Source organism: Streptomyces sp. NPDC101191 (genome assembly GCF_044767915.1).
Taxonomy (GTDB): Bacteria; Actinomycetota; Actinomycetes; order Streptomycetales; family Streptomycetaceae; genus Streptomyces.
In genome coordinates this window covers 376,417-398,628 of sequence record NZ_JBIWOU010000007.1, presented here as the reverse complement: position 1 = coordinate 398,628, position 22,212 = coordinate 376,417, and the positions used below count along the sequence as shown (strand labels likewise).

At 73.2% G+C, this 22,212-nt stretch carries 21 protein-coding genes; 2 read left to right on the top strand and 19 right to left on the bottom strand.

Annotated features, from left to right (window positions below; all coding sequences use genetic code 11):
- The first annotated feature begins 41 nt into the window (after nt 1-41).
- The gene (locus ACIRQF_RS28000) at nt 42-1,055 is read left to right on the top strand and encodes a GDSL-type esterase/lipase family protein (protein WP_404095967.1); all 1,014 of its coding nucleotides are present in this window, start codon (nt 42-44) and stop codon (nt 1,053-1,055) included.
- A 111-nt stretch (nt 1,056-1,166) separates the two neighbouring features.
- On the opposite strand, the gene ACIRQF_RS27995 is transcribed toward ACIRQF_RS28000, so the two are convergent.
- From ACIRQF_RS27995 to fmt, 11 genes are all read right to left on the bottom strand, one after another.
- Nucleotides 1,167-1,670, bottom strand: coding sequence for a GNAT family N-acetyltransferase (locus ACIRQF_RS27995; RefSeq protein ID WP_404095965.1), 504 nt, complete (start codon nt 1,668-1,670; stop codon nt 1,167-1,169).
- A gap of 86 nt (nt 1,671-1,756) precedes the next feature.
- Nucleotides 1,757-3,199, bottom strand: a complete 1,443-nt coding sequence (locus ACIRQF_RS27990; RefSeq protein ID WP_389754555.1) for a GuaB1 family IMP dehydrogenase-related protein — start codon at nt 3,197-3,199, stop codon at nt 1,757-1,759.
- A gap of 65 nt (nt 3,200-3,264) precedes the next feature.
- Nucleotides 3,265-3,645 carry a barstar family protein gene (locus tag ACIRQF_RS27985; RefSeq protein ID WP_404095962.1) on the bottom strand — a complete coding sequence of 127 codons (381 nt, stop codon included), beginning with the start codon at nt 3,643-3,645 and terminating at the stop codon, nt 3,265-3,267.
- Nucleotides 3,632-4,126 carry a ribonuclease domain-containing protein gene (locus tag ACIRQF_RS27980; RefSeq protein WP_404095959.1) on the bottom strand — a complete coding sequence of 165 codons (495 nt, stop codon included), beginning with the start codon at nt 4,124-4,126 and terminating at the stop codon, nt 3,632-3,634. Before ACIRQF_RS27980 ends, ACIRQF_RS27985 begins: the two co-directional genes overlap by 14 nt.
- 113 nt (nt 4,127-4,239) lie before the next feature.
- Entirely contained in the window at nt 4,240-5,289 is a 1,050-nt protein-coding gene (locus ACIRQF_RS27975; RefSeq protein WP_404095957.1) for a sugar-binding transcriptional regulator, read from the bottom strand.
- Between the two features lie 143 nt (nt 5,290-5,432).
- On the bottom strand, nt 5,433-6,116 hold the full coding sequence (gene rpe, locus ACIRQF_RS27970) for a ribulose-phosphate 3-epimerase (protein WP_376637394.1): 684 nt from the start codon (nt 6,114-6,116) through the stop codon (nt 5,433-5,435).
- Between the two features lie 133 nt (nt 6,117-6,249).
- Complete coding sequence (locus ACIRQF_RS27965; RefSeq protein ID WP_404095954.1) at nt 6,250-7,092, bottom strand: hypothetical protein; 843 nt, start codon at nt 7,090-7,092, stop codon at nt 6,250-6,252.
- Nucleotides 7,093-7,205: 113 nt separating this feature from the next.
- On the bottom strand, nt 7,206-9,041 hold the full coding sequence (locus ACIRQF_RS27960) for an alpha/beta hydrolase (protein WP_404095952.1): 1,836 nt from the start codon (nt 9,039-9,041) through the stop codon (nt 7,206-7,208).
- A gap of 8 nt (nt 9,042-9,049) precedes the next feature.
- Nucleotides 9,050-9,505, bottom strand: a complete 456-nt coding sequence (locus tag ACIRQF_RS27955) for a hypothetical protein (RefSeq protein ID WP_376637391.1) — start codon at nt 9,503-9,505, stop codon at nt 9,050-9,052.
- 434 nt (nt 9,506-9,939) lie between these two features.
- Complete coding sequence (locus ACIRQF_RS27950) at nt 9,940-11,385, bottom strand: RsmB/NOP family class I SAM-dependent RNA methyltransferase (protein WP_376637390.1); 1,446 nt, start codon at nt 11,383-11,385, stop codon at nt 9,940-9,942.
- Nucleotides 11,386-11,656: 271 nt separating this feature from the next.
- On the bottom strand, nt 11,657-12,589 hold the full coding sequence (gene fmt / locus ACIRQF_RS27945) for a methionyl-tRNA formyltransferase (protein ID WP_382482625.1): 933 nt from the start codon (nt 12,587-12,589) through the stop codon (nt 11,657-11,659).
- 296 nt (nt 12,590-12,885) lie between these two features.
- Here fmt and ACIRQF_RS27940 point away from each other — a divergent pair, with 296 nt between their 5' ends.
- Complete coding sequence (locus ACIRQF_RS27940; RefSeq protein WP_382482627.1) at nt 12,886-13,404, top strand: hypothetical protein; 519 nt, start codon at nt 12,886-12,888, stop codon at nt 13,402-13,404.
- A 260-nt stretch (nt 13,405-13,664) separates the two neighbouring features.
- On the opposite strand, the gene ACIRQF_RS27935 is transcribed toward ACIRQF_RS27940, so the two are convergent.
- The 8 genes from ACIRQF_RS27935 to ACIRQF_RS27900 all read right to left on the bottom strand — a co-directional run bounded on the left by ACIRQF_RS27935 (nt 13,665) and on the right by ACIRQF_RS27900 (nt 22,200).
- A complete protein-coding gene (locus tag ACIRQF_RS27935) occupies nt 13,665-15,812 on the bottom strand; it encodes a primosomal protein N' (RefSeq protein ID WP_404095949.1) in 2,148 nt (715 codons plus the stop codon).
- A gap of 102 nt (nt 15,813-15,914) precedes the next feature.
- Nucleotides 15,915-17,123, bottom strand: coding sequence for a methionine adenosyltransferase (metK, locus tag ACIRQF_RS27930; RefSeq protein WP_376637386.1), 1,209 nt, complete (start codon nt 17,121-17,123; stop codon nt 15,915-15,917).
- 242 nt (nt 17,124-17,365) lie between these two features.
- Nucleotides 17,366-18,580, bottom strand: coding sequence for a bifunctional phosphopantothenoylcysteine decarboxylase/phosphopantothenate--cysteine ligase CoaBC (coaBC, locus tag ACIRQF_RS27925; protein ID WP_389754531.1), 1,215 nt, complete (start codon nt 18,578-18,580; stop codon nt 17,366-17,368).
- 105 nt (nt 18,581-18,685) lie between these two features.
- Nucleotides 18,686-18,958, bottom strand: coding sequence for a DNA-directed RNA polymerase subunit omega (rpoZ, locus tag ACIRQF_RS27920; RefSeq protein ID WP_005319902.1), 273 nt, complete (start codon nt 18,956-18,958; stop codon nt 18,686-18,688).
- 28 nt (nt 18,959-18,986) lie between these two features.
- On the bottom strand, nt 18,987-19,550 hold the full coding sequence (gene gmk / locus ACIRQF_RS27915; RefSeq protein ID WP_404095945.1) for a guanylate kinase: 564 nt from the start codon (nt 19,548-19,550) through the stop codon (nt 18,987-18,989).
- Nucleotides 19,551-19,611: 61 nt separating this feature from the next.
- A complete protein-coding gene (locus ACIRQF_RS27910) occupies nt 19,612-19,935 on the bottom strand; it encodes an integration host factor (RefSeq protein WP_030493613.1) in 324 nt (107 codons plus the stop codon).
- 325 nt (nt 19,936-20,260) lie between these two features.
- Nucleotides 20,261-21,094, bottom strand: coding sequence for an orotidine-5'-phosphate decarboxylase (pyrF, locus tag ACIRQF_RS27905; protein WP_376637383.1), 834 nt, complete (start codon nt 21,092-21,094; stop codon nt 20,261-20,263).
- On the bottom strand, nt 21,091-22,200 hold the full coding sequence (locus ACIRQF_RS27900) for a quinone-dependent dihydroorotate dehydrogenase (RefSeq protein WP_382482634.1): 1,110 nt from the start codon (nt 22,198-22,200) through the stop codon (nt 21,091-21,093). Before ACIRQF_RS27900 ends, pyrF begins: the two co-directional genes overlap by 4 nt.
- Nucleotides 22,201-22,212: the final 12 nt, after the last annotated feature.

Below are 22,212 nucleotides of genomic sequence, written 5' to 3'. Positions count from 1 at the left end.
GCCCGATGACCCACCCTGCACCCGCCCGAACGGAGGCCCTCGTGAGCTGGCTGGAGCCTGAACCCTTTCTCCGCGGCACGGCGTGGCTGGACGGCGACCGGCCCGTCCGCGCCGACCCCGCCGACCTGGAACGGCTGCCCTGGGACATCGCCGAGCGGGCCGCGCTGCCCATCGGCGTACGCGTGGAGTTCACGGCCGCGCCCGGTACCCGGGCGGTCGAGCTGCGCTACCGGGCGGCGCTGCCGGCGGACGGGGACGCGCTGCGCGCCCTGCGGCACTGCTTCGCGCTCTGGCGGGGCCGGCGGTGCGTCGCCGAGGTGTTCGCCGATCCGGTCGAGGAGGGTGTCGTCCGGATCGCACTTCCCCCCTCGGGCGGGGAGTTCACGGTCCACCTGCCGGAGGCGCAGGCCCCCGTCGTGCGCGGCCTGCGGCCGGTCCGCGGCCGCCTCTCCCCCGCGCCGCGCCGCCCCCGCTGGCTGGTGCACGGCGACTCGATCACCGAGGGCTGGTGGTCGACCCGCCCCGCGCACTCCTGGCCCGCGACGGCCGGGCGGGCCCTCGGGCTGGACCCGGTCAACCTCGGCTACGCGGGCGGGGCACGCGGCGAGCTGCCTCTCGCCGAGCAGCTGGCCCGCCTCCCGGGCGCGCTGATCACCCTCGCGTTCGGCACCAACTGCTGGGCGGCGGTGCCCAGTTCCGGGCCGCTGCTGTACGAGACGACCCGGGCCTTCGTCACCCTGGTCCGGCGCGGCCACCCTGACACCCCGCTGCTGCTGCTCTCGCCCGTCCTGCGCCCGGCGGCCGAGCACACCGGCAACGCCCTGGGCGCGACCCTCACGGAGCTGCGCACGGCGATGGAGGAGGCCGTGCGGGACCTCGTGGCGGACGGTGACGCCCGGCTGGCCCTGCTGCCCGGGGGCCCGCTGCTCGCGCCGGAGGACCTGGCGGACGGGCTGCACCCGAACGACCGGGGGCACGCGCGGATCGCCGAGGCGGTCGCGGGGGCGCTGCGGGCGGCGGGCTTCGTGGACCAGCCGGTCAGCCCGGCCGCCTGAGGCCGGTACCGTCGCCTGACGTCGGTCCGGCCGCCCGAGGCCGGTGCCGTCCGCTTGACGTCCGGCCGCCCGCGGTGGCCCCGTCGCTGACGCCGGTCCGGCCGCTCGTCGTCAGTCCAGCCGCTTGACCAGGAAGGTGCAGGCGTCGGCGCAGGCGTGCCGGAGACCGGCCGGGTCCGTGTACGCGTAGCGGTCGGTGTACGCCGTCACCGGCGCGTAGCCCAGGCGGGCGTAGAGCGCCGCCGCCCGCGGGTTGTCGTGGGCCACGCCGAGGCCGAGCAGTGTCCTGCCGCGTTCGCGGGCCAGTTCCTCGGCCGCCAGGATCAGGGCCGTACCGACGCCCCGGCCGCGCAGCTCCTCACGCACGTCCAGACCGTTGAACTCCGGGCAGTCCCCGACCGCGGCCCGCACCTCCGGCGCCGCGCAGCCGTCCCAGCGGACCTGCCCGTGACCGGCCGGCCGGCCGTCCCGCCAGGCGATGAGATACGTGCCCTGTCCCGCCTCCTGGCGGGCGAACCGGTCGGCGTGGCGGGTGGGCGCCCCCGGGGCGGGCAGATGGCGGTCGAGCGGGGCGATGTCCTCGGCGCGGCAGGGCCTGATCTCCGTACGGTCCATGCGGCCGACCGTACGGGAACGCCGTGGGCCCCCGGGAGGGATTTCCCGGGGGCCCACGGCACGGTTCGGCGCGTTCGGCGCGGAGGTCAGCTCCAGCTGGCGTGCAGCGGCTTGCCCTCCGCGTAACCGGCGGCGGACTGGATCCCGACGACGGCCTTCTCCTCGAACTCGGCGAGCGAGCCCGCACCGGCGTAGGTGCAGGAGGAGCGGACACCGGCGATGATCGAGTCGATCAGGTCCTCGACGCCCGGACGCTGCGGGTCGAGGAACATGCGCGAAGTGGAGATGCCCTCTTCGAAGAGCGCCTTGCGGGCGCGGTCGTAGGAGGACTCGTCACTCGTGCGGTTGCGGACGGCGCGGGCCGAGGCCATGCCGAAGGACTCCTTGTAGGCACGGCCCTGGGCGTCGTGCTGGAGGTCGCCCGGGGACTCGTAGGTGCCGGCGAACCAGGAGCCGATCATGACGTTGGAGGCTCCGGCGGCGAGCGCCATGGCCACGTCGCGGGGGTGACGGACACCGCCGTCGGCCCAGACGTGCTTGCCATGCTTCTTCGCCTCGGCGGCGCACTCCAGGACGGCCGAGAACTGCGGGCGGCCCACACCGGTCATCATGCGGGTGGTGCACATGGCGCCGGGGCCCACACCGACCTTGATGATGTCCGCGCCGGCGTCGATGAGGTCCTTGACGCCTTCGGCGGCGACGATGTTGCCGGCCACGATCGGGACCTGCGGGTCGAGCCCGCGGACGGTGCGGATCGCGGAGATCATCGACTCCTGGTGGCCGTGCGCGGTGTCGATGACGAGCGTGTCCACGCCCGCGTCGAGCAGCTGCTTGGCCTTGCCCGCGACGTCGCCGTTGATGCCGACGGCGGCGGCGATGCGCAGGTGGCCGTTCTTGTCGACGGCCGGGCTGTACAGGGTCGCGCGCAGGGCGCCCTTGCGGGTGAGGATGCCGACGAGCTTGCCGTCCGCGTCCACGGCCGGGGCGTAGCGGCGGTTGGCGGTGTCGAGGGTGTGGAAGGCCTCGCGCGGGTCGATGTCGGCGTCGAGGAGCAGCAGGTCCTTCGACATGACCTCGGACAGCTGGGTGAAGCGGTCCACGCCGGACAGGTCGGCGTCGGTGACGACACCCACCGGGCGGCGGTTCTCGTCGACGACGACACCGGCGTCGTGCGCGCGCTTGGGCAGCAGGGAGAGCGCGTCGGCGACCGTCTGGTGCGGCTCCAGCACGATCGGCGTGTCGAGGACGTGATGGCGGGACTTGACCCAGCCGATGACGTCGGTGACGACCTCGATCGGGATGTCCTGCGGAATGACGACCAGGCCACCGCGGCGGGCGACGGTCTCCGCCATGCGGCGGCCGGCGATGGCGGTCATGTTGGCCACGACCAGCGGAATCGTCGTACCGGTCCCGTCCGGCGAGGAGAGGTCCACCGCCTGGCGGGAACCGACGGCCGAGCGGCTCGGCACCATGAACACATCGTCGTACGTGAGGTCGTACGGCGGCTTGACGTCATTGAGGAAACGCACGTGCTGACATCCCAGTCGTTCGGATCGGCCCCTAGGCATTTCAGCCAGGGGAAAAAGCACGTAGTTCATTCTCCCACGCCAGGGGGCGCAGGCGGTGCGGGCGAATCATCCGAGCCTTGCGCGGGGGCGCCTGTCCGATCCTCCAACCCGGCGGGTTCGCCGCCGAGCAGGAGCAGGACAGCGAGGCCGGCCGCGCTGGCCCGGGCGGCCGCCGAGAAGACTTCCTCGGCGACGGACCACTCGTCCGGTTCGGCCTCCGCATAAGCGTGCCAGTGGGTCACCACGATCGCCATGGGTTCGCGCATATCGGCGAGGCAGTCGGCGAGCGCGTCCCAGTTGCGGCCGAACCACACCGGCAGCGGGAGCGCCCGCACACAGCGGTTCATGAAAGCCCTCTTGTCCGTGACCCCGTGCAGGTCGAGGACGACGACGTCATCGATCCTCATCGGTGACCACCTCCCGGAAGCTCTGGTAGTGGTCGTCCGTGTAATACGTCTCCCCGCCCTGCCCGGTGACGATGCGCCGCGCGCCGCGGTCGCGCTCGCCGGGGGTCCGGACGGTGTACTCGTGGTAATAGCCGCGCTTGCGCTGCGGCAGGACGCGCTCGAAGTTCGAGAAGACGGCGCCGTCCTTGGCGTACGGGAAGGGCCCGCCGCTCCTGATGAGAGCGAGGGTCCGGCGCGCCTCGCGCGGCAGCTCGGCCTCGGGCGTGGTGGGGAGCCCCGAGGAGACCGTGGGGCGGCCGGTGGCCCGCGTGGGGGCCCGTGACGGCGGGGGGACGGAGGCGACGGCCGCGGTACGGGAGGGGGCGACGTCGCCCGGTCCCGTGGCGCCGCCGGAGCACCCCGTGAGCCCCGTGAGCCCCGTGAGGAGCAGCGACAGCCCGGCCAGGAGGGCGAGCCCGAGCCGGGCGCAGCGGTCGATCATGCACCGATGCTGCCACCGCCCCGTCGGGGGCGCCGGTCGGGGCGCGCCCGGCGGGCGGAGTGGGTCGGGTGGGCGGCGGAGGACGGGCGCGGGGCCCGGGCCGCCGGCAGGCGCTACTTGCCGTCCGGGTCCGTGCGGTCGAGGGCCGGGCGGGTGCCCGGGCTGAACTCGGTGAGCAGGTAGTCGGCGGCCGAGCGGTCGGTCACCAGGCTGGTGACGAGACCGGAGCGGAGCACCGCGCCGATCGCCGCCGCCTTGCGCTGACCGCCCGCGATGGCGACGACCTCGGGGATCCGGCGCAGCCGGTCCGCCTCGACGGTGATGCAGCGCTCGCCCAGGTCGCGGCCGACCCGGCGGCCCTCCGCGTCGAAGAGGTGCGCCGACATCTCGGCGGCGACGCCGAGCGAGGCGTAGTGGGCGCGCTCCTCCTCGGAGAGCATGTCGTGCACGGTCGAGATGCCCGGCTCCCAGGAGCCGATGGACACGCAGGCGACCGTCACCTTGTCGAAGTACTCGAAGGCCCGGGCGATACCGGTCTGACTGCGCAGCGCGTTCGCGGTCGCCGCGTCCGGCAGCAGCATCGGCGCGTAGATCGGGTGCGCCTCGCCGCCGGACACCTGGGCGGCCCGGCGGACCGCCTCGACGGAGCCGCGCTCGGCCGTGCCCGCGTCGTACACGCCGGTGAGCTGGACGACGGTGCAGGGCGGCAGCCGGTCGAGAGCGGCCGCCATGTGGATGGTGGAGCGACCCCAGGCGAGGCCCAGGACGTCTCCCTCGGTGACCAGCTCTCCGAGCAGGTCGGCCGCGACCTCGCCGAGGTTCTCCGGGTCGGGCGACTCGTCATCGCCCTCCGCCGGCGACTCGACGACCACGGCATGGCGCAGCCCGTAGCGGGCGCGGAGCGCGTCGGAGCGCTCGGCGTCCAGCTCGGCCGGCACGCGGATCTCGATGCGCACGAGGTCGCGCTCCAGGGCGGTCTCCAGGACCCGGGCCACCTTGAAGCGGCTGACGCCGAACTCCTCGGCGATCTGGATCTTCGACTTGCCCTCGAGGTAGAAGCGGCGGGCCATGGCCGCCGCCTGCACGAGCTCCGCGGGGCCCATCCGCAGGGCTGACCGTCCCGCCGACATACCCGCCACCGCGATCTCCTCACTGCTGTTCACGTACCGCTGCTCATCCGCCGTGTTTCGGCCGATGCTGTTCACACTCTGGACTCACCGTTCATCCTGTCAGATCCGGCGGGCCCGAATCGGCCGTGTCGGCGGCCCGACGGGCCGCGTTCACGTACCGGTGGGTCAGTGGAGGCTCAGTGGCCACACGCCCACGCCGCCGAGGCGGTCGCGGTCTCGGCCCTGGCCCGCAGGGAACGGACGGCGGCGGCCGGATCCGCAGCCCCGTAGACGGCGGAACCGGCCACGAAGACGTCGGCGCCGGCCTCGGCGCACCGCTCGATCGTGGACTCGGCGACGCCGCCGTCGACCTGGAGCCAGAGCTCGAGCCCGTGCTTGGAGATCAGCTCACGGGTGCGGCGGATCTTCGGGAGCATGATGTCGAGGAAGGCCTGCCCGCCGAAGCCGGGCTCGACCGTCATGATCAGCAGCATGTCCAGCTCGGGCAGCAGGTCCTCGTACGGCTCGATCGGCGTGGCCGGCTTGAGCGCCATGGACGCCCGGGCGCCCTTGGCGCGGATCTCCCGGGCGAGGCGCACCGGCGCGGCCGCGGCCTCCACGTGGAAGGTGACGGAGCCCGCGCCGGCCTCCACGTACTGCGGCGCCCAGCGGTCCGGGTCCTCGATCATCAGGTGGCAGTCGAGGGGGGTGTCGGTCGCCCGGCTGAGCGACTCGACGATCGGCACGCCCAGCGTCAGATTGGGCACGAAGTGGTTGTCCATCACGTCGACGTGCAGCCAGTCGGCCCCGTCGACCGCCTTCGCCTCATCGGCGAGCCGGGCGAAGTCCGCGGACAGAATGCTGGGATTGATCTGCGCCATGTGCCAAGCCTGCCATGTTCTTGAGCACTTCTTTGCCGCGAAGCGGAATGGAGGGTGTGGAGACCGATTCACGCGAGGGACTTAATGGTACAGACCAGCTGATTCCGCCGTCAGGGGTCGGCGGCATCGGCTGTCACACGTCCGCGGACTGCGGACCGTCAAGGGGCGTCGTGACCGCCACCAGCACCGCACCGGTGTCCGAAACGGCGACCTGCGCGACCGTGCGCTCGTCGGGCCGGCCGGCGACGACGCCCGGGGCGCCCCCGGCCGTCGGCATGGGACGTACGCGCCATCCCGCGCCCTGGAAATACGCCTGAGCGCGTTCCACGGCCCGTACCTGCTCCTCCTCCGCCAGCGGCACGGTCGACCAGGCGTGGTGGACCGCGTCCCCGGACTCGTCCCGGACCCTGCGGAGGCCTTCACCCGGCCGCGTCGGCGCCGCGCCGACCCCCAGCACGTCGTAGATCCGGCTGGAGTGGCCGAGTGCCCGGCGCGCGGCGGGAGAGTCGGCGTCCGCGGTCTCGAACGCGGCGGGGTCGGCCGCGGCGGCCGAGCCCTTGCCGGGCGGGAGGAAGCAGGGCGAGGTCACCTTGAGGGAGGCGACCCCTTCGCCCTTGGCCCGGTCCACGACTCCGGTGACGGCGTCCATCCAGAAGTCGTCGGCCTCCGTGCGCATGTAGACCGTCGGAAAGGCTCCGGCCCAGTCGACCTCGCCCGAGGTGTTGTACTTGTGGCCCTTCTTGAGCCAGGCATCCCGTGCCTGGCGCACGAGGTTCTGGGCCTGGGCTCCCGGAACACCGGTCAGTTTGTAGATGAGGGTCACCTGCACCCGGTCGTCGGCACCGTGGTCGTCCCTGGCGATGCAGGCGCCGACGGGCGCGTTGCCCATGCGCTCCAGTGTCGGTCGGGGCGACATTCCGTCCACCGCCTCGCCGATGATCTCCTCTGCCCGGTCGATCGCCTGCTGCTCGTTCATCGTTACCTGCTTCGGTGCGTTTCCGCCGGTCTGTCCGTCCCCCTGCGCCCCGCACGCGGTCACCATGGTCGTCATGGCCAGCAGTGCGAGAGCCGGGATTGCCTTGCGTGGATTCACAGTCGTCCTCCGGTCACGATCTTCCCCAGGGTGCCGAGGGGCTTTTCGTCCCAGTACTGGGAGTGCGCGGGCATGACGTCCCAGTCGTGCACGAGCGGCAGCTTCCCGTTGGGGACCTCGAAGACCTGGCCGCCGAAGTCGTCGGAGGTCGGGTCGGTTCCGTGCACGATCGCGTCGTGGTCGAAGAACGTGTCCCAGTACCCCTTCGGGCTGAGGTAGTCCTTGGCGAACGGCGGGGCGACGTTGATGAGGTCGTTCTGGGCAGTGGCCGCGAAGACGTGGTCCGGCGGGATGTTCAGGTCCTTGGCGTGGTCCACTCCGACGCCCGGGCTGCCCACCATGATCGCATTGTCGACCGGCAGGTCGATGTGCGTGCTCATGGTCTCGCCCACCACCAGGGAGCCGTAGCTGTGACCGAGGAGCGTCTGGTTCACACCGCCCTCGCGGTGGTTGGCCTCCTCGATCCCCTGGATGAAGTTGCCGAGCGGCTCCTTCGCGTCGTCGGCCCACTTGGTCTCCGTGGCATCGGTCGTGATGCTCTGCGGAGCGTCGTAACCGAGCCACACGATCGAGGCCGTCGAGTGGGCCCCGTCCTGGCGCTCGGCCTCTGCCTGGAGCGCCACCGCCCGGTCCATGTCTCCGCCGATGGACTCCAGCTCGGCGAACGTCCCGGGCACGTAGGTCACCACGTTGTCGGCGGTGTCCGGATTCCCGATGGAGACGATGGCACGTCCCATGTTGTTGCCGTCGAACCCGAGGAGGTAGGGACGGTTGCTCTCGCTCGTGAAGCCGTCGAACCGCTTCTGTATGTCGTCCATGCCCTTGTAGCCGCTCTCGAGCTGCTTCCGCTTCTCGTCCCACTCCTTCCATTCCTCCGTCGGGACCATCGCGCCCTTCACCTCGCGCCCCGTGACGGGGCTGATGTAGGGCCTGTAGTGCGTCGGTTCCTTCGTGAGCCAGGCGTCGTACTCCAGCTGCTTGGCGGCGCGCTGCTCCACGAGCACGGTGCGGTTCGCCTCGTCGCGTACGGAGGAGGGGAGGCCGTCGAGCGCTCCGATGCTCGCCGGGTGCATGGTGACGTAGGCTTCGCGCTGCTCGTCGGTCAGGCCGTTCCACCAGTTGGCGTTGTCCTGGGGCCAGTCGTTCTTTGGCGGCGCCTTGATCGTGTGGAGGTAGGCGTCGGCCGCCTCGCGCACGCCCCCCGTGTCCGACGTGACGTCGGTCCAGTCCTTGGCGGACACGGTCAGGTCGTCGTCGGCCTTGAGGGCCCGTATCTTCGGTTCCCACTTGGCGTCCGCGTCCGTGGCCTCCTTGAGCGCGTCGGCGATCCGGTCGGCGTATCCCGCGGCCTTGCCGAAGTTCGGGTTCGGGTGGATGTTCGCCGCCTGGCGGTCCAGGGCGTCGGAGGTCTCGTTGCCTCCGGCGCTCCCCGTCACCGTGCCGCCCTCGGTGTCGTTGTCCGCGCCGGGCTTCCGACCTGCCGGATAGGTGACCGAGCCGTCCGCGTTCACGGTGCAGCCGTCCGCCGCGGCGTCGCCGACCGCCGCCTCCAGCTTCCGCTGGGCGGCCGCCATGTCGTAGGCGAACCCGTTGAGGGCCGTGCTGATCACGTGGCACTCGGTCACGGTGTAGTGGAAGTTCTTCGCCAGGGCTTGGAGCTGCTTCTGCGACGCGTCGTGCGCCTCGCCCGCCAGCGACTTCCGCATGCCCGTGGCGACCGTGTTCTCGATGTGCTCCTTGCCGGCCTGCGCCGCGTTGCCGAGGGCGCGGTACCCGTCGGCCGCGCCCTCGAACTCGGAGGGCTTGAAGGCCTTGAGGGTGGCGTAGTCCATGTCCGCCCTCACCGGCCCTTCGTCTGGCCGCCGACGGCGTCCGTGTCCGCGTACTCACGGCTCAGCCGGTCCATCTCACCCTTGACCGCGTCATCGGTCCTCAGCACGTCGTGGCCCACCTGCTGCAGGACTCCCTGGAGCGCACCGCACCGCTTGCCGACGCTCTCGGCGTACTTCTTCCAGGAGTCGTAGACGTCCTTCTGCGCGGCGGCGCTCAGACAGCCCGTGGTCGCGCCCAGCCCCGCCTGGCCCTCGTCCAGCTTGCTCAACCCGGTGCCGATGCCCTGCCGCAGGGAGCCCACGCCCTCGCCGGCCGTGTTCCACGCCTTCTGGCTGGACTTCAGGCCGCCCGTCACGGCGCTGGGCCCGCTGTCGGGCTCGACCGGGACATGGTTGAGCCGCATCGCCGCGGGCTGCCGATCGGCCACTCCGGCCTTGATCTGTTCCCACTCGTCCCACGCCACGTGCAGCCCCCGTATTCACCGTTGTGGATCACAAGCCGGAGAACACTCCATCGCACCGCGGCGCTCAACTCATGAGTATCCGTACCTATCTGACTGAGCATCTGACGCGCTCGAGGGCGGCACGGAGGGTGGCTGGGGGCGACGGGTGGCCCGGAAGCCGGCCGTGGTCCAGGGGGCGACGCTGCCGGCGGTCCAGCCCGGAAGCCGACCGCCGTCAGGGGCGACGGGCGGGCCGTCCGGAAGCCGGCCGCCGTCAGGGGGCGACGCGCGGGCGGCCGGGAATCCGGCCGCGGTCCCGGGGGCGATGCACGGCCGGTCCGGAATCCGGCCGCGGTCCCGGGGGCGATGCACGGCCGGTCCGGAATCCGGCCCCCGTCAGGGGGCGACGCTGCCGGCGGTCCGGACCGGGCCGCCCCCTCGGGCGCGGTTCAGGTTCAGGCGGTCCGCCGGATCAGCGCCAGGTACATCGCGTCCGTGCCGTGCACATGCGGCCACAGCTGGACGTCCGGCCCGTCGCCGAGGTCCGGCACGCCGGGCAGCAGCGGGCGGGCGTCGATCAGTTCGGCGCCGCCCACCTTCTTCAGGACGTCGTCGACCACCACGCGGGTCTCGGCGAGGTGCGGCGAGCAGGTCGCGTACCCCACCACTCCCCCGACGCGGACGGCCCGCAGCGCCTCGGTCAGCAGTCCCCGCTGCAGGGGGGCGAAACCGTCGAGGTCCGAGGGGCGGCGGCGCCACCGGGCCTCGGGGCGGCGGCGCAGGGCGCCGAGACCCGAGCAGGGCACGTCCATGAGGACCCGGTCGAAGACGCCCTCGCCCCACGGCGGGCGGGTCCCGTCGGCGGCGATGACCTGGTACGGGCCGGGGTTGCCGGCCAGCGCGCGCTCGACCAGGCGGGCGCGGTGCGGCTGCTTCTCCGAGGCGAGCAGGGCGGCGCCGCGCTCGGCGGCCAGGGCGGCGAGCAGGGCCGCCTTGCCTCCGGGGCCGGCGCAGCCGTCGAGCCAGCGGGCGTCGGGGCCGTCGAGGGGCGCGTTGGCGAGGGCGATCGCGACGAGCTGGCTGCCCTCGTCCTGGACGCCGGCCCGGCCGTCGCGGACGGCCTCGATGGCGCCGGGCTCGCCGCCCTCGGAGAGCCGCAGGGCGTACGGGGACCAGCGCCCGGGCTCGGTCTCGGCCGCGGCGGCCAGCTCCTCGGTGGTGGTCCGGCCGGGCCGGGCGACGAGGGTGACCTCGGGCCGCTCGTTGTCGGCCTCCAGCAGGGTCTCGATGCCGGCCCGCCCGCCGCCGAGGGCGTCCCACAGGGCGGAGACCACCCAGCGGGGGTGCGAGTGGACGACGGCGAGGTGCTCCTCGGCGTCCTCGTCGTAGGGCGGCGCGACCCGCTCCACCCACGTCTCGAAGTCGTCCTGGGCGATCTTGCGGAGCACGGCGTTCACGAACTTGGCCCGCCCGTCGCCGAGCACCACACGCGCCAGCTCGACGGTCGCGGACACGGCGGCGTGGCTCGGGATCCGCGTCCCGAGCAGCTGGTGCGCGCCGAGCGACAGCACGTCGAGCACCGGAGGGTCGACCTCGCGCAGCGGCCGGTCCACGCAGGCGGAGATGATCGCGTCGTACGTCCCCTGCCGGCGGAGCGTGCCGTACACGAGCTCGGTCGCGAGCGCGGCGTCCCGCCCGTCGAACTTCTCGGGCCCTTCCTGCTCCCGCGCCTTCTTCAGCATGGGCGGCAGCACCAGGTTCGCGTACGCGTCCCGCTCGTCCACGGCCCGCAGCACCTCGAAGGCGAGGATCCGCACGGGATCCTTCTTGGGCCGCCGGTGGGGCCTGGGGGCCTTGCCCGTGCCGGGCCTGGGCGCACGACGACGTGCCTGCTCGCTCAAAGGTGCTCCGCGTGAGAAGTGATCCGGTGGAGAGGGTCCGGCCGCCGGGGGCCGGCCCCCTCAGCCTACGTCCGGGCTGCGTACCCGGGAAAACGTGCCCCCGCGGCGGGCCGGGCCCGGGGGGCCAGTGCCCCGGGGGCCAGTGCCCCGGGGGCCCGTGCCCCGGGGGCCGTGCCGCGGGGGCCCTTGCCGCGGGGGACCCGGTGCCGTCCGGGACGGCCCGGGTCGGTCGGGACGGCCCGGGTCGGTCGGGACGGCCCGGGTCGGTCGGCTACGCGCCGACCCGCTCGCCCGGGGCGATGCGGACGCCGCGGGCCCAGTCCGCCGCCTTCATCGGCTTCTTGCCCTGGGGCTGGACCCACAGGAGCTCGACGGCGTGGGAGCCGGTGCCGACGTGGACGTTGTTCTTGGCGGCGGCGAGTTCGCCGGGGGCCAGATCGGTGCGGTCCGGGAGGAGGGCGACCTGGATCAGCTTCAGGCGCTCGCCGCGGAAGAGGGTCCAGGCGCCCGGCGCCGGGGTGCAGCCGCGGACCACCCGGTCGACGCGGAGCGCCGGGGCGGCGAAGTCGACGTGGGCGTCCTCGACCTGGATCTTCGGGGCGAGCGTGATGCCGTCGGCCGGCTGCGGCACGGCCTTGAGGGCGCCGTCCTCGATGCCGTCCATGGTCGCCGCGAGCAGCCCGGCGCCGGCGAAGGCCAGCCGGGTGAGCAGGTCGCCGCTGGTGTCGGTGGGCCGGACGTCCTCGGTGACGACGCCGTACACCGGGCCCGAGTCGAGGCCCTCCTCGATCTGGAAGGTGGACGCGCCGGTCACCTCGTCGCCCGCCATGACGGCGTGCTGCACCGGCGCCGCGCCGCGCCACGCGGGCAGCAGCGAGAAGTGCAGGTTGACCCAGCCGTGGGCCGGGATGTCGAGGGCCACGCGGGGCAGCAGCGCGCCGTAGGCGACGACCGGGCAGCAGTCGGGCGCGATCTCCCGCAGCCGCGCCAGGAACGCCTCGTCGCGCGGCTTCTCCGGCTTGAGGACCTCGATGCCGGCCTCCTCGGCGCGCTGGGCGACGGGACTCGCGACGAGCCGTCGTCCGCGCCCCGCGGGGGCGTCGGGCCGGGTGACGACGGCGGCCACCTCGTGCCGCCCGGAGGCGAGCAGGGCGTCCAGGGCGGGTACGGCGACCTCGGGGGTGCCTGCGAAGACGAGCTTCACGCGGGAAAACCTCGCATCTCGGGGCGATGTGGGTGCCTCCCCGCTCGACGAGCGATGCCGAGAGCTCGGGGGAGGGCAGCGCACCAGTCTAGGCCGGGTCGGGCGCACCCCGCCCTGCGGGCCCGTGCTCGGCCCCAGGGGGCGTACGCGCGGACGAGCGCCCTCCGCATATGCCCATACGCCCCCGCAGCGTGACCCAACTCCCGGTGGCGCGTTGGTCAAGAGAGATTGACCGAATCGGGTCGCCCTCCCCCAGCGGCCCGCCCCTTTGTCACGCCGGTTCGAGAGGCTTATCCATGGCCGACCACGCAACCCACGACGCCCAGGCCCGGGCGAGTCTGCACCTGCTGGTGCGGGACATCGAGCGGGTCCGGCGGCAGGTGGACGCACTGCGCACGCTCACGGCCCAGCTGGGCAATGTCTACCGCCCGCGTCGCTCCACCCCTTCGACGGGCTTCGTCGTCTACGGACGCGCCCCCGCCCCCACCGTCCGGCTCGCCCAGGAGCTGCGGGACAGCGTCGAGACCCTGGTGACGGCCGCCGTGGACTTCGACCGCTCGCTCGGGTTCTCGTGGGACGCGGTGGGTTCCGCGCTCGGAGTCACCAAGCAGGCGGTCCACCGCCGTTACGGCTCCCGCCGCGCCCCGCAGCCGGGCGTCGCCCTGGAGCCGGAGCGCGCGCCGGAGCCCGCCGCGGCCCGCCCGATGCCGGTGGTCCCGCCGGCCCGCAGCATGCCGCCGCAGCCCACCTCGGGCAGCCAGACCCTGCGCGAGGAGACCCGCCCCCCGGCCTTCCCGGCCCCGCGCAACGGCTGAGCCCCGCGCTCCCGCGCCCGGCGCCGGTGCCGTAACGCCCGTCGCCGCCCGGCGGTCGTACGACCGCCCTGGACGTCCCTCGTGCGACCGCCGACCCGTACGAGCCCGCCAGGGCCCCCGAGGCCCCTGGACGCGCGCCGAAAAGGCCGCCCGCTCCCCCGCGGGCGGCCTTTCGCGTGCGCCCGCACGTCTCTTCGGTCCCTCAGGGCGTCCGCACGTCCCTTCGGTCCCTCAGCGCGTCCGCACGTCTCTTCGGTCCGTCAGCCGATGTCCGGCGGGTCCACCCGCACCCGCACCGGCTCGCCCCCGCCCCGCGCGAGGCGGGAGGCCTGGGCCTTCTTCAGGGCCGTGGCCAGCGCGTGGCCGCTGCCCGGCCGCACGCGGATCAGGGCGCGGTCCCACTGCTCGCCCGGCGGGGTGTCGCCGGGCCGGCGCGGGCCGCCGGGGCGGGTCACCGGGAGCGGGACGGGGCCTAGGACCTCGGCGTCCCGGGGCAGTTCGGCGGCTTCAAGGAAGGCCGTGAGCGCCTCCGGCGGTCCGGCGACCGCCGCCATGCGCGAGACCGGCGGGAAGCCCAGCTCGGCCCGCTCGGCGAGTTCGCGCTGGGCGTGGCCGACGGGGTCCCAGCGGACCAGGGCCTGGACGGGCCGCAGGGTGGGCTCGGCGACGACCACGACGGTCCCGCCGGCGGCCTGGCCCCGCACCAGCGAGGCAGCGTCGATCCAGCGGCGCAGCGCCTCCTCACCGGCCCGCAGGTCGGGGCGGCCGAGCATGGCCCAGCCGTCGAGGAGCAGAGCGGCCGCGTAGCCGCCTTCGGCGACGGGTTCGGCGCCCGGCGTGCTGACGACGAGGGCGGGCCGGCCCGGCACCCGGTCGAGGATGTGGTCGCGTCCGGAGGTGCGGACGGGCACGGCCGGGAAGGCACGGCCGAGCTCCTCCGCCGTGCGGCGCGCGCCGACGACCTGGGCGCGCAGCCGGTGGGACCCGCAGGCCGGGCAGTGCCAGTCGGCCGCGGTGCGCCCGCACCAGCCGCAGTGCAGCTCCTGCTGCTCGGGGGCCTCCAGGGGGCCGGCGCAGTGCCGGCAGCGGGCGGGCGTGCGGCAGCGCTCGCAGGCGAGCCGGGGGACGTAGCCGCGGCGGGGAACCTGGACGAGGACGGGGCCGGTCTTGAGGCCCTCCCGCACGACCTGCCAGGCGAGCGTGGGCAGCCGGGCGGCGCGGGCGGCCTCGTCGCGGGCGAGGTCGGTGTCGCCGACGGTCCGTACGAGGGGCGCGGCGATCCGCACCTGGTCGCGGCCGGCCGCGAGGGGCTGGGCCCAGCCGGACTCGACGAGCTGGGCGGCCTCCACGGTGCAGGCGGTGGAGCCGAGCAGGAAGGCGCAGCGGTCGTGGGCGGCGCGCAGCAGCAGGACGTCACGGGCGTGCGGCTGCGGGGCGTGGGGCTCGCTGTGGCTGGTGTCGCCGTCGTCCCAGATGACGGCGAGCCCGAGGTCGCGCACGGGCGCGAACATGGCGGCGCGGGTCCCGACGACGGCGCGGACGGCGCCCCGCCGGACGGCGAGCCACTGCGCGTACCGCTTCTCGGGACCGGCCTCTGCGGTGAGCAGCGCGTGCCGCCCGTCGCCGAGGAGGTCGGTGAGGGCCTGGTCGACGCGGGCCGCGGCGCGCCCGTCGGGGACGACGACCAGGGCGCCGCGCCCGGAGGCCAGGGTCGCGGCGACGGCCCGGGCGATCTCCTCGGCCCAGTGCGGGCCCGGCAGGGCGTTCCACACGGCCCGGGGCACCCCGCCGCGGGCGAGGGAGTCCAGGAAGGCGGGCCCCCGCTCGTACCGCGTCCAGCTCCCCGGCTCGGGGGCGGCGGGCGGCGGCAGCGGCTCGGGCGAGGGCCGGCTCTCGGCGCGGGCGTTGCGCGGGGGCACGGCGAGCTGGAGCACGTCGGCGAGGCTGCCCGCGTAGCGGTCGGCGAGCGCCCGGGCGAGGCCGAGCAGTTCGGGGCCGAGCACCGGTTCGGGCGAGACGACGTCGGCGAGCGCGGCGAGCGGCCCGGAGTAGTCCGACTCGGCACGCCGCTCGACGAGGAACCCGTCGATCAGCCGCCCGCCCTCGCGCCGCCCGCCCCGCACCTGGTGCGCCCCGGCACCGAAGCGGACGCGGACCCGCACTCCGGGCTGCGCGGCCTCGTCGAGCTCCTCGGGCACGGCGTAGTCGAAGAACTGGTCGAGGTGCAGCACGCCCTTGTTCACCACGACCCGGGCGACCGGCAGCTCCTTGGCGAGGGCGGCCCCCCGCCACGTCCGGGGCTTGGCCCGCGGCACCTTGGCCTTGCGCACGCTCTCCCGGATGAGCGCGAGCTGCTCGGGCTCCGCCTGCCCGGGCGCCCCCTCGGCCTTCTCGTTCTCGCTGCTCACAGCCTCATACCTACCAGACGCCACCGACAGGGGAGCGGGCACGCCGAAGGCCCGGCACCACGAGGGTGCCGGGCCTTCGTCCCGCCAGGGGGGAGCCGGGGCTCAGACGCCGGCGGCCTTCTTCAGGGCGTCCACGCGGTCCGTGCGCTCCCAGGTGAAGTCCGGCAGCTCGCGGCCGAAGTGGCCGTAGGCGGCGGTCTGGGAGTAGATCGGGCGCAGCAGGTCGAGGTCGCGGATGATCGCGGCCGGGCGGAGGTCGAAGACCTCGCCGATGGCGTGCTCGATCTTCTCGGTCTCGATGGTGTTGGTGCCGAAGGTCTCGACGAAGAGACCGACGGGCTCCGCCTTGCCGATCGCGTACGCGACCTGGACCTCGCAGCGCGAGGCGAGGCCCGCGGCGACGACGTTCTTGGCGACCCAGCGCATGGCGTAGGCGGCGGAGCGGTCGACCTTCGACGGGTCCTTGCCGGAGAAGGCGCCGCCACCGTGGCGGGACATGCCGCCGTAGGTGTCGATGATGATCTTGCGACCGGTGAGGCCGGCGTCGCCCATCGGGCCGCCGATCTCGAAGCGACCGGTCGGGTTGACCAGGAGGCGGTAGCCCTCGGTGTCGAGCTTGATGCCGTCCTCGACGAGCTGCTTCAGCACGTGCTCGACGACGAACTCGCGGATGTCGGGCGCGAGCAGCGACTCGAGGTCGATGTCGGAGGCGTGCTGCGAGGAGACCACGACGGTGTCGAGGCGGACGGCCTTGTCGCCGTCGTACTCGATGGTGACCTGGGTCTTGCCGTCGGGGCGCAGGTACGGGATGGTCCCGTTCTTGCGGACCTCGGTGAGGCGGCGGGACAGGCGGTGGGCCAGCTCGATCGGCAGCGGCATCAGGTTCGGGGTCTCGTCCGACGCGTAGCCGAACATCAGGCCCTGGTCGCCGGCGCCCTGCTTGTCGAGCTCGTCCTCGTCACCCTCGACGCGCGACTCGTAGGCGGTGTCGACGCCCTGCGCGATGTCCGGGGACTGCGACCCGATGGAGACCGAGACGCCGCAGGACGCGCCGTCGAAGCCCTTCTTCGAGGAGTCGTACCCGATGTCGAGGATCTTGTTGCGGACGAGGGTCGGGATGTCCGCCCAGGCCTTGGTGGTGACCTCACCGGCGACGTGCACGAGGCCCGTCGTGATCAGCGTCTCGACGGCGACACGGGAGGTGGGGTCCTCCTTGAGCAGCGCGTCGAGAATGGTGTCGCTGATCTGGTCAGCGATCTTGTCGGGGTGGCCCTCGGTCACGGATTCCGAGGTGAACAAGCGACGGGACACAACGCTCCCTGAGGTTGCAGCGGCTGCTGGCTAGGCGATTGCGGACCGGCAGGGGGCTGCGCCCCGCGACGTTCCGAGGACAGTCTATCGGTCACGATCGGGTATCTGGCCAGGTCCCCCGGCATGCTCTTGCGTGATCCGGGCGCTCGCCGCCGTGTCGGGCCGGATTTTCGTCCGGTTTTGCGGATTTTCTCTCCGCCGGCGCACCGATATCCGGCCGCCCTGCTCCGTTGGCGGGGAATTCACCCGGTCGCGGAGCCCAGACGGGGTACCACGAGGTCCCACACCGTCTCGGCCAGCGCTTCCTTCGGCCCGTACGGCACGGGGGTCTCGGTGCCGTCGGCGGCGAGGACCACGGCCTCGTTCTCCTCGGAGCCGAAGGTCTTGCGCTCCCCCACCTCGTTGACGACGAGCAGGTCGCAGCCCTTGCGCCGGAGCTTCTCGCGCCCGTTGTCGAGGACGTCGTCGGTCTCCGCGGCGAAGCCGACGACCACCTGGCCGGACCGGGCGCGTTCGGCCGAGATCTCCGCGAGGATGTCCGGATTGCGGACCAGCTCGACGGTCGGGGCGCCGCCGTCGTCCGTCTTCTTGATCTTGCCGGTGGCGTACGCGGCGGGGCGGAAGTCGGCGACCGCCGCCGCCATGACGACCGCGTCGGCGTCGGCGGCGGCCTTGAGGACGGCCTCGCGCAGCTGGACGGCGGTGCCGACGCGCACGACGTCGACGCCCGCCGGGTCGGGCAGGCCGGTGTTGGCCTCGATCAGGGTGACCCGGGCGCCGCGGGCGGCGGCCGCCTTGGCGAGGGCGTAGCCCTGCTTGCCGCTGGAGCGGTTGCCCAGGTAGCGGACCGGGTCGAGGGGCTCGCGGGTGCCGCCGGCGCTGATCACCACGTGCCGGCCGGCGAGGTCGGGGGCGGTGACGCCGCGGGCCAGGACGCGGCGGCAGATCTCGAAGATCTCCGTCGGGTCCGGCAGCCGGCCCTTACCGGTGTCGACGCCGGTGAGCCGGCCGACGGCGGGCTCGATGACCACGGCGCCGCGGCGGCGCAGGGTGGCCACGTTCTCCTGGGTGGCGGGGTGCTCCCACATCTCGGTGTGCATGGCCGGCGCGAAGACGACCGGACAGCGCGCGGTGAGCAGCGTGTTGGTGAGCAGGTCGTCGGCGAGGCCGTGAGCGGCCTTGGCGAGCATGTCGGCGGTGGCGGGCGCGACGACGACGAGGTCGGCGGCCTGGCCGATGCGGACGTGGGGGACCTCGTGGACGGACTCCCACACCTCGGTGGAGACGGGGTTGCCTGACAGGGCTGACCAGGTGGCCGCGCCGACGAAGTGCAGGGCGGAGTCGGTGGGCACGACGCGCACGTCGTGTCCGGACTCGCTGAGCCGGCGCAGCAGCTCGCAGGCCTTGTACGCGGCGATGCCGCCGCTCACGCCCAGGACGACCTTCGGCTTCGTCACCGCGCTCAACTCTGCTCCCCTGAAGGCTCGGATGCGTACGTCTCCATGAGACACCACAGGCCCGGCGGATGTTCCGCCGGGCCTGTGGTGACAAGCGTTACAGCCTTACTGAGCCGGACCCTCGATGGCCTCGGAGGTCAGCAGGCCCGCGTTGATCTCGCGCAGGGCGATCGACAGCGGCTTCTCGTGGACATGCGTGTCGACGAGCGGACCGACGTACTCGAGCAGACCCTCGCCGAGCTGCGAGTAGTAGGCATTGATCTGACGCGCACGCTTGGCCGCGTAGATCACGAGGCTGTACTTGGAGTCAGTCGCCTCGAGCAGCTCGTCGATCGGCGGGTTGATGATGCCCTCGGGCGCGGTGATGGAAGAGGACACGCTCTACCTTCCGAAGATGGAAAAAGGATCAGACAACGTTCATCAACGTTAGCAGCTCACGCGCGACGCCCTCGACCGAGGTGTTGACGAGCGTGCTGTCGAACTCCGACTCGGCGGCCAGTTCGACCTTCGCGGCCCGCAGCCGGCGCTCGATGACCTCGGGCGACTCGGTGCCGCGGCCGGTGAGCCGGCGGACCAGCTCGTCCCAGCTCGGCGGGGCCAGGAAGACCAGCTGGGCCTCGCCCATGGACTCCTTGACCTGACGCGCACCCTGGAGGTCGATCTCCAGGAGGACCGGCTCGCCCGCCTCCAGGCGGTCGAGGACCGCGCGGCGCGGGGTGCCGTAGCGGTTGCCCGCGAACTCGGCCCACTCGAGCAGCTCGCCGTTGGCGATCAGCTTGTCGAACTCGTCGTCCGTGACGAAGAAGTACTGGACGCCGTGCTTCTCGCCGGGACGTGGCTTTCGTGTCGTGGCCGACACCGAGAGCCAGACCTCGGGGTGGACCTTGCGCATATGAGCGACGACCGTGCTCTTGCCCACCCCTGAGGGGCCGGAGAGCACGGTCAGTCGCGGACGTACCTCTGCTGCCATGCAGCGATTATTCCAGCTTTGCCGGGGTGCCCGGGACGCCTTCTCCCGGACGGGGTCGCCGTCAGGCGCCGGCGCCGCCGAACTCGCGCTCCAGGGAAGCGATCTGGTTGGAACCGAGGCCGCGAACCCGGCGGCTCTCGGAGATGCCCAGTCGCTCCATGATCTGCTTGGCGCGGACCTTGCCCACGCCCGGCAGGGACTCGAGCAGCGCGGAGACCTTCATCTTGCCGATGACGTCGTTCTCCTGGCCCTGCTTGATGACCTCGTGGAGGGAGGCGCCGGAGTGCTTGAGTCGATTCTTGACCTCGGCCCGCTCCCGGCGAGCCGCGGCGGCCTTTTCGAGCGCGGCTGCGCGCTGTTCAGGGGTAAGGGGCGGAAGAGCCACGCCTACGTCACCTCGGATGTCGAACTGTCGGATACGGACCGGTGGGAAGCCGGGCACCCCGCGGCGAAGCTGGGCGCCCCACACCAGTGGAGCAACGCCCGACGTGGAGTACGTCGAACGCCGACTCTGTCCCGGAGACTAGCGGCCAAGGCCGCTCCAGTCAGCGAGAACAGACGAAAAGTCCTGGTCAGCATCGACCGACCAGGACTTTTCCGACATAACGACGCTGTTTTGGGTCAACTTTTGGCAAGGAGTGAGACGGCGAGGACACGCCGCCCGACCTGCGGATTGGCGAGAACCGGCCGAAACCGGCCCGCGAAGTGCCTCAGGCGCCCACGGCCTCGCGGATCTCGTTCGCATAACGTTCCGCGGCCGCCTTCAGCGCGACGGCGTCCGGACCCGCCTTGAGCACCCCGCGGCTGACGTTCGGGACCACGTTGCGGACCGCCGCGCCGAAGACCGCCGGAAGGTCCGCCGGGGTCGCGCCCTGGGCGCCGATGCCCGGAGCCAGCAGCGGGCCGTTGATGTCGAGGTCGAAGGCGGACAGGTCGCCGAGCGTGGCGCCGACCACCGCGCCGAAGGAGCCCATCGGGGTCTCCCCCGCGTTCTCCTCCGCCAGGTGCGCGAGCATCGTCGCGCCGATGGTCCGCCCGTCCTCGCGCACGGCCCGCTGGACCTCGGCGCCCTCCGGGTTGGAGGTCAGCGCGAGCACGAAGAGCCCGGCGCCGCTCTCCCTCGCCAGGTCCACGGCCGGCCGCAGGGAGCCGTAGCCGAGGTACGGGGAGACGGTGAGCGCGTCGGAGAAGAGCGGGGAGTCCTTGCGCAGGAAGGCCTCCGCGTAGGCGCCCATCGTCGAGCCGATGTCGCCGCGCTTGGCGTCCATGACGACCAGGCCGCCCGCCGCCCGCAGGTCCGCGACGGCACGCTCCAGGACGGCCACGCCGCGCGAGCCGAAGCGCTCGAAGAAGGCGGCCTGCGGCTTGAAGACGGCGACCGTGTCGGCCAGGGCTTCGACCACGGTGAACGTGAAGCGCTCCAGGCCCGCGATGTCGTCGGCCAGGCCCCAGGAGTCCAGCAGGGAGGCGTGCGGGTCGACGCCGACGCACAGGGGGCCGCGCTCGTCCATGGCGGCGCGGAGGCGTGCACCGAAGGAGATCATGTGGTGGCCTTTCGGGTGTCGGCGCCGACGGCCTCGGCGAGGGTGGCGTACGGGGAGGCGGCCAGGCGCGCGGCGAGGCCCTTGTGGACGGCGCGGGCGTAGAACGGCCCCTCGTAGATGAAGGCGCTGTAGCCCTGGATCAGGGTGGCACCGGCGAGGATCCGCTGCCAGGCGTCCTCGGCGTTCTCGATGCCGCCGACGCCCACCAGGACGATCCGGTCGCCCACGCGCGCGTAGAGGCGGCGCAGGACCTCCAGGGAGCGCTGCTTGACGGGCGCGCCGGACAGGCCGCCGGTCTCCTGGACGAGCGCGGGGTCGGACTTCAGGCCGAGGCCCTCGCGGGCGATGGTGGTGTTGGTGGCGATGATGCCGTCGAGGCCGAGCTCCAGGGCCAGGTCGGCGACGGCGTCCACGTCCTCGTCGGCGAGGTCCGGGGCGATCTTCACCAGGAGCGGGACGCGGCGGCCCTCCACGGACCGGTCGGCGGCCTCCCGGACGGCCGTGAGGAGCGGCCGCAGCGACTCGGTGGCCTGGAGGTTGCGCAGGCCCGGGGTGTTCGGCGAGGAGACGTTGACGACCAGGTAGTCGGCGTGGCGGGCGAGCCGCTCGGTGGACTTCACGTAGTCGGCGGCGGCCTCGTCCTCCGGCACGACCTTGGTCTTGCCGATGTTGACGCCGACGACCGTCCGGAAGACCGGGTTACGGGCGCCCAGGCGGGCGGCGACCGCGGCCGAGCCCTCGTTGTTGAAGCCCATGCGGTTGATCAGTGCGCGGTCCGGGACGAGCCGGAAGAGGCGCTTCTTGGGGTTGCCGGGCTGGGCCTCCCCGGTCACCGTGCCGATCTCGACGTGGTCGAAGCCGAGCATCGCCATGCCGTCGATGGCGACGGCGTTCTTGTCGAAGCCGGCGGCGAGGCCGAAGGGGCCGTGCATGCGCAGGCCGAGCGCCTCGGTGCGCAGCTCCTTGTGGCGGGGGGCGAGGACGGCCGCGACGAAGGTGCGCAGGACCGGGGTGCGGGCGGCGAGCCGGATCCAGCGGAAGGCCAGGTAGTGGGCCTCCTCGGGGTCCATCCGCTTGAAGAGCAGGTTGAAGAAGAGCTTGTACATCGTCCGTTGTAT

What these genes read in the sequence shown, in the direction of transcription:
- ACIRQF_RS27995 (WP_404095965.1), bottom strand. Translation starts at nt 1,670, where the DNA reads ATGGACCGTACGGAGATCAGGCCCTGCCGCGCCGAGGACATCGCCCCG.
- ACIRQF_RS27985 (WP_404095962.1), bottom strand. Translation starts at nt 3,645, where the DNA reads ATGAGGATCGATGACGTCGTCGTCCTCGACCTGCACGGGGTCACGGAC.
- ACIRQF_RS27980 (WP_404095959.1), bottom strand. Translation starts at nt 4,126, where the DNA reads ATGATCGACCGCTGCGCCCGGCTCGGGCTCGCCCTCCTGGCCGGGCTG.
- rpe (WP_376637394.1), bottom strand. Translation starts at nt 6,116, where the DNA reads ATGGCGCAGATCAATCCCAGCATTCTGTCCGCGGACTTCGCCCGGCTC.
- ACIRQF_RS27965 (WP_404095954.1), bottom strand. Translation starts at nt 7,092, where the DNA reads ATGAACGAGCAGCAGGCGATCGACCGGGCAGAGGAGATCATCGGCGAG.
- ACIRQF_RS27960 (WP_404095952.1), bottom strand. Translation starts at nt 9,041, where the DNA reads ATGGACTACGCCACCCTCAAGGCCTTCAAGCCCTCCGAGTTCGAGGGC.
- ACIRQF_RS27940 (WP_382482627.1), top strand. Translation starts at nt 12,886, where the DNA reads ATGGCCGACCACGCAACCCACGACGCCCAGGCCCGGGCGAGTCTGCAC.
- gmk (WP_404095945.1), bottom strand. Translation starts at nt 19,550, where the DNA reads ATGGCAGCAGAGGTACGTCCGCGACTGACCGTGCTCTCCGGCCCCTCA.
- pyrF (WP_376637383.1), bottom strand. Translation starts at nt 21,094, where the DNA reads ATGATCTCCTTCGGTGCACGCCTCCGCGCCGCCATGGACGAGCGCGGC.
- ACIRQF_RS27900 (WP_382482634.1), bottom strand. Translation starts at nt 22,200, where the DNA reads ATGTACAAGCTCTTCTTCAACCTGCTCTTCAAGCGGATGGACCCCGAG.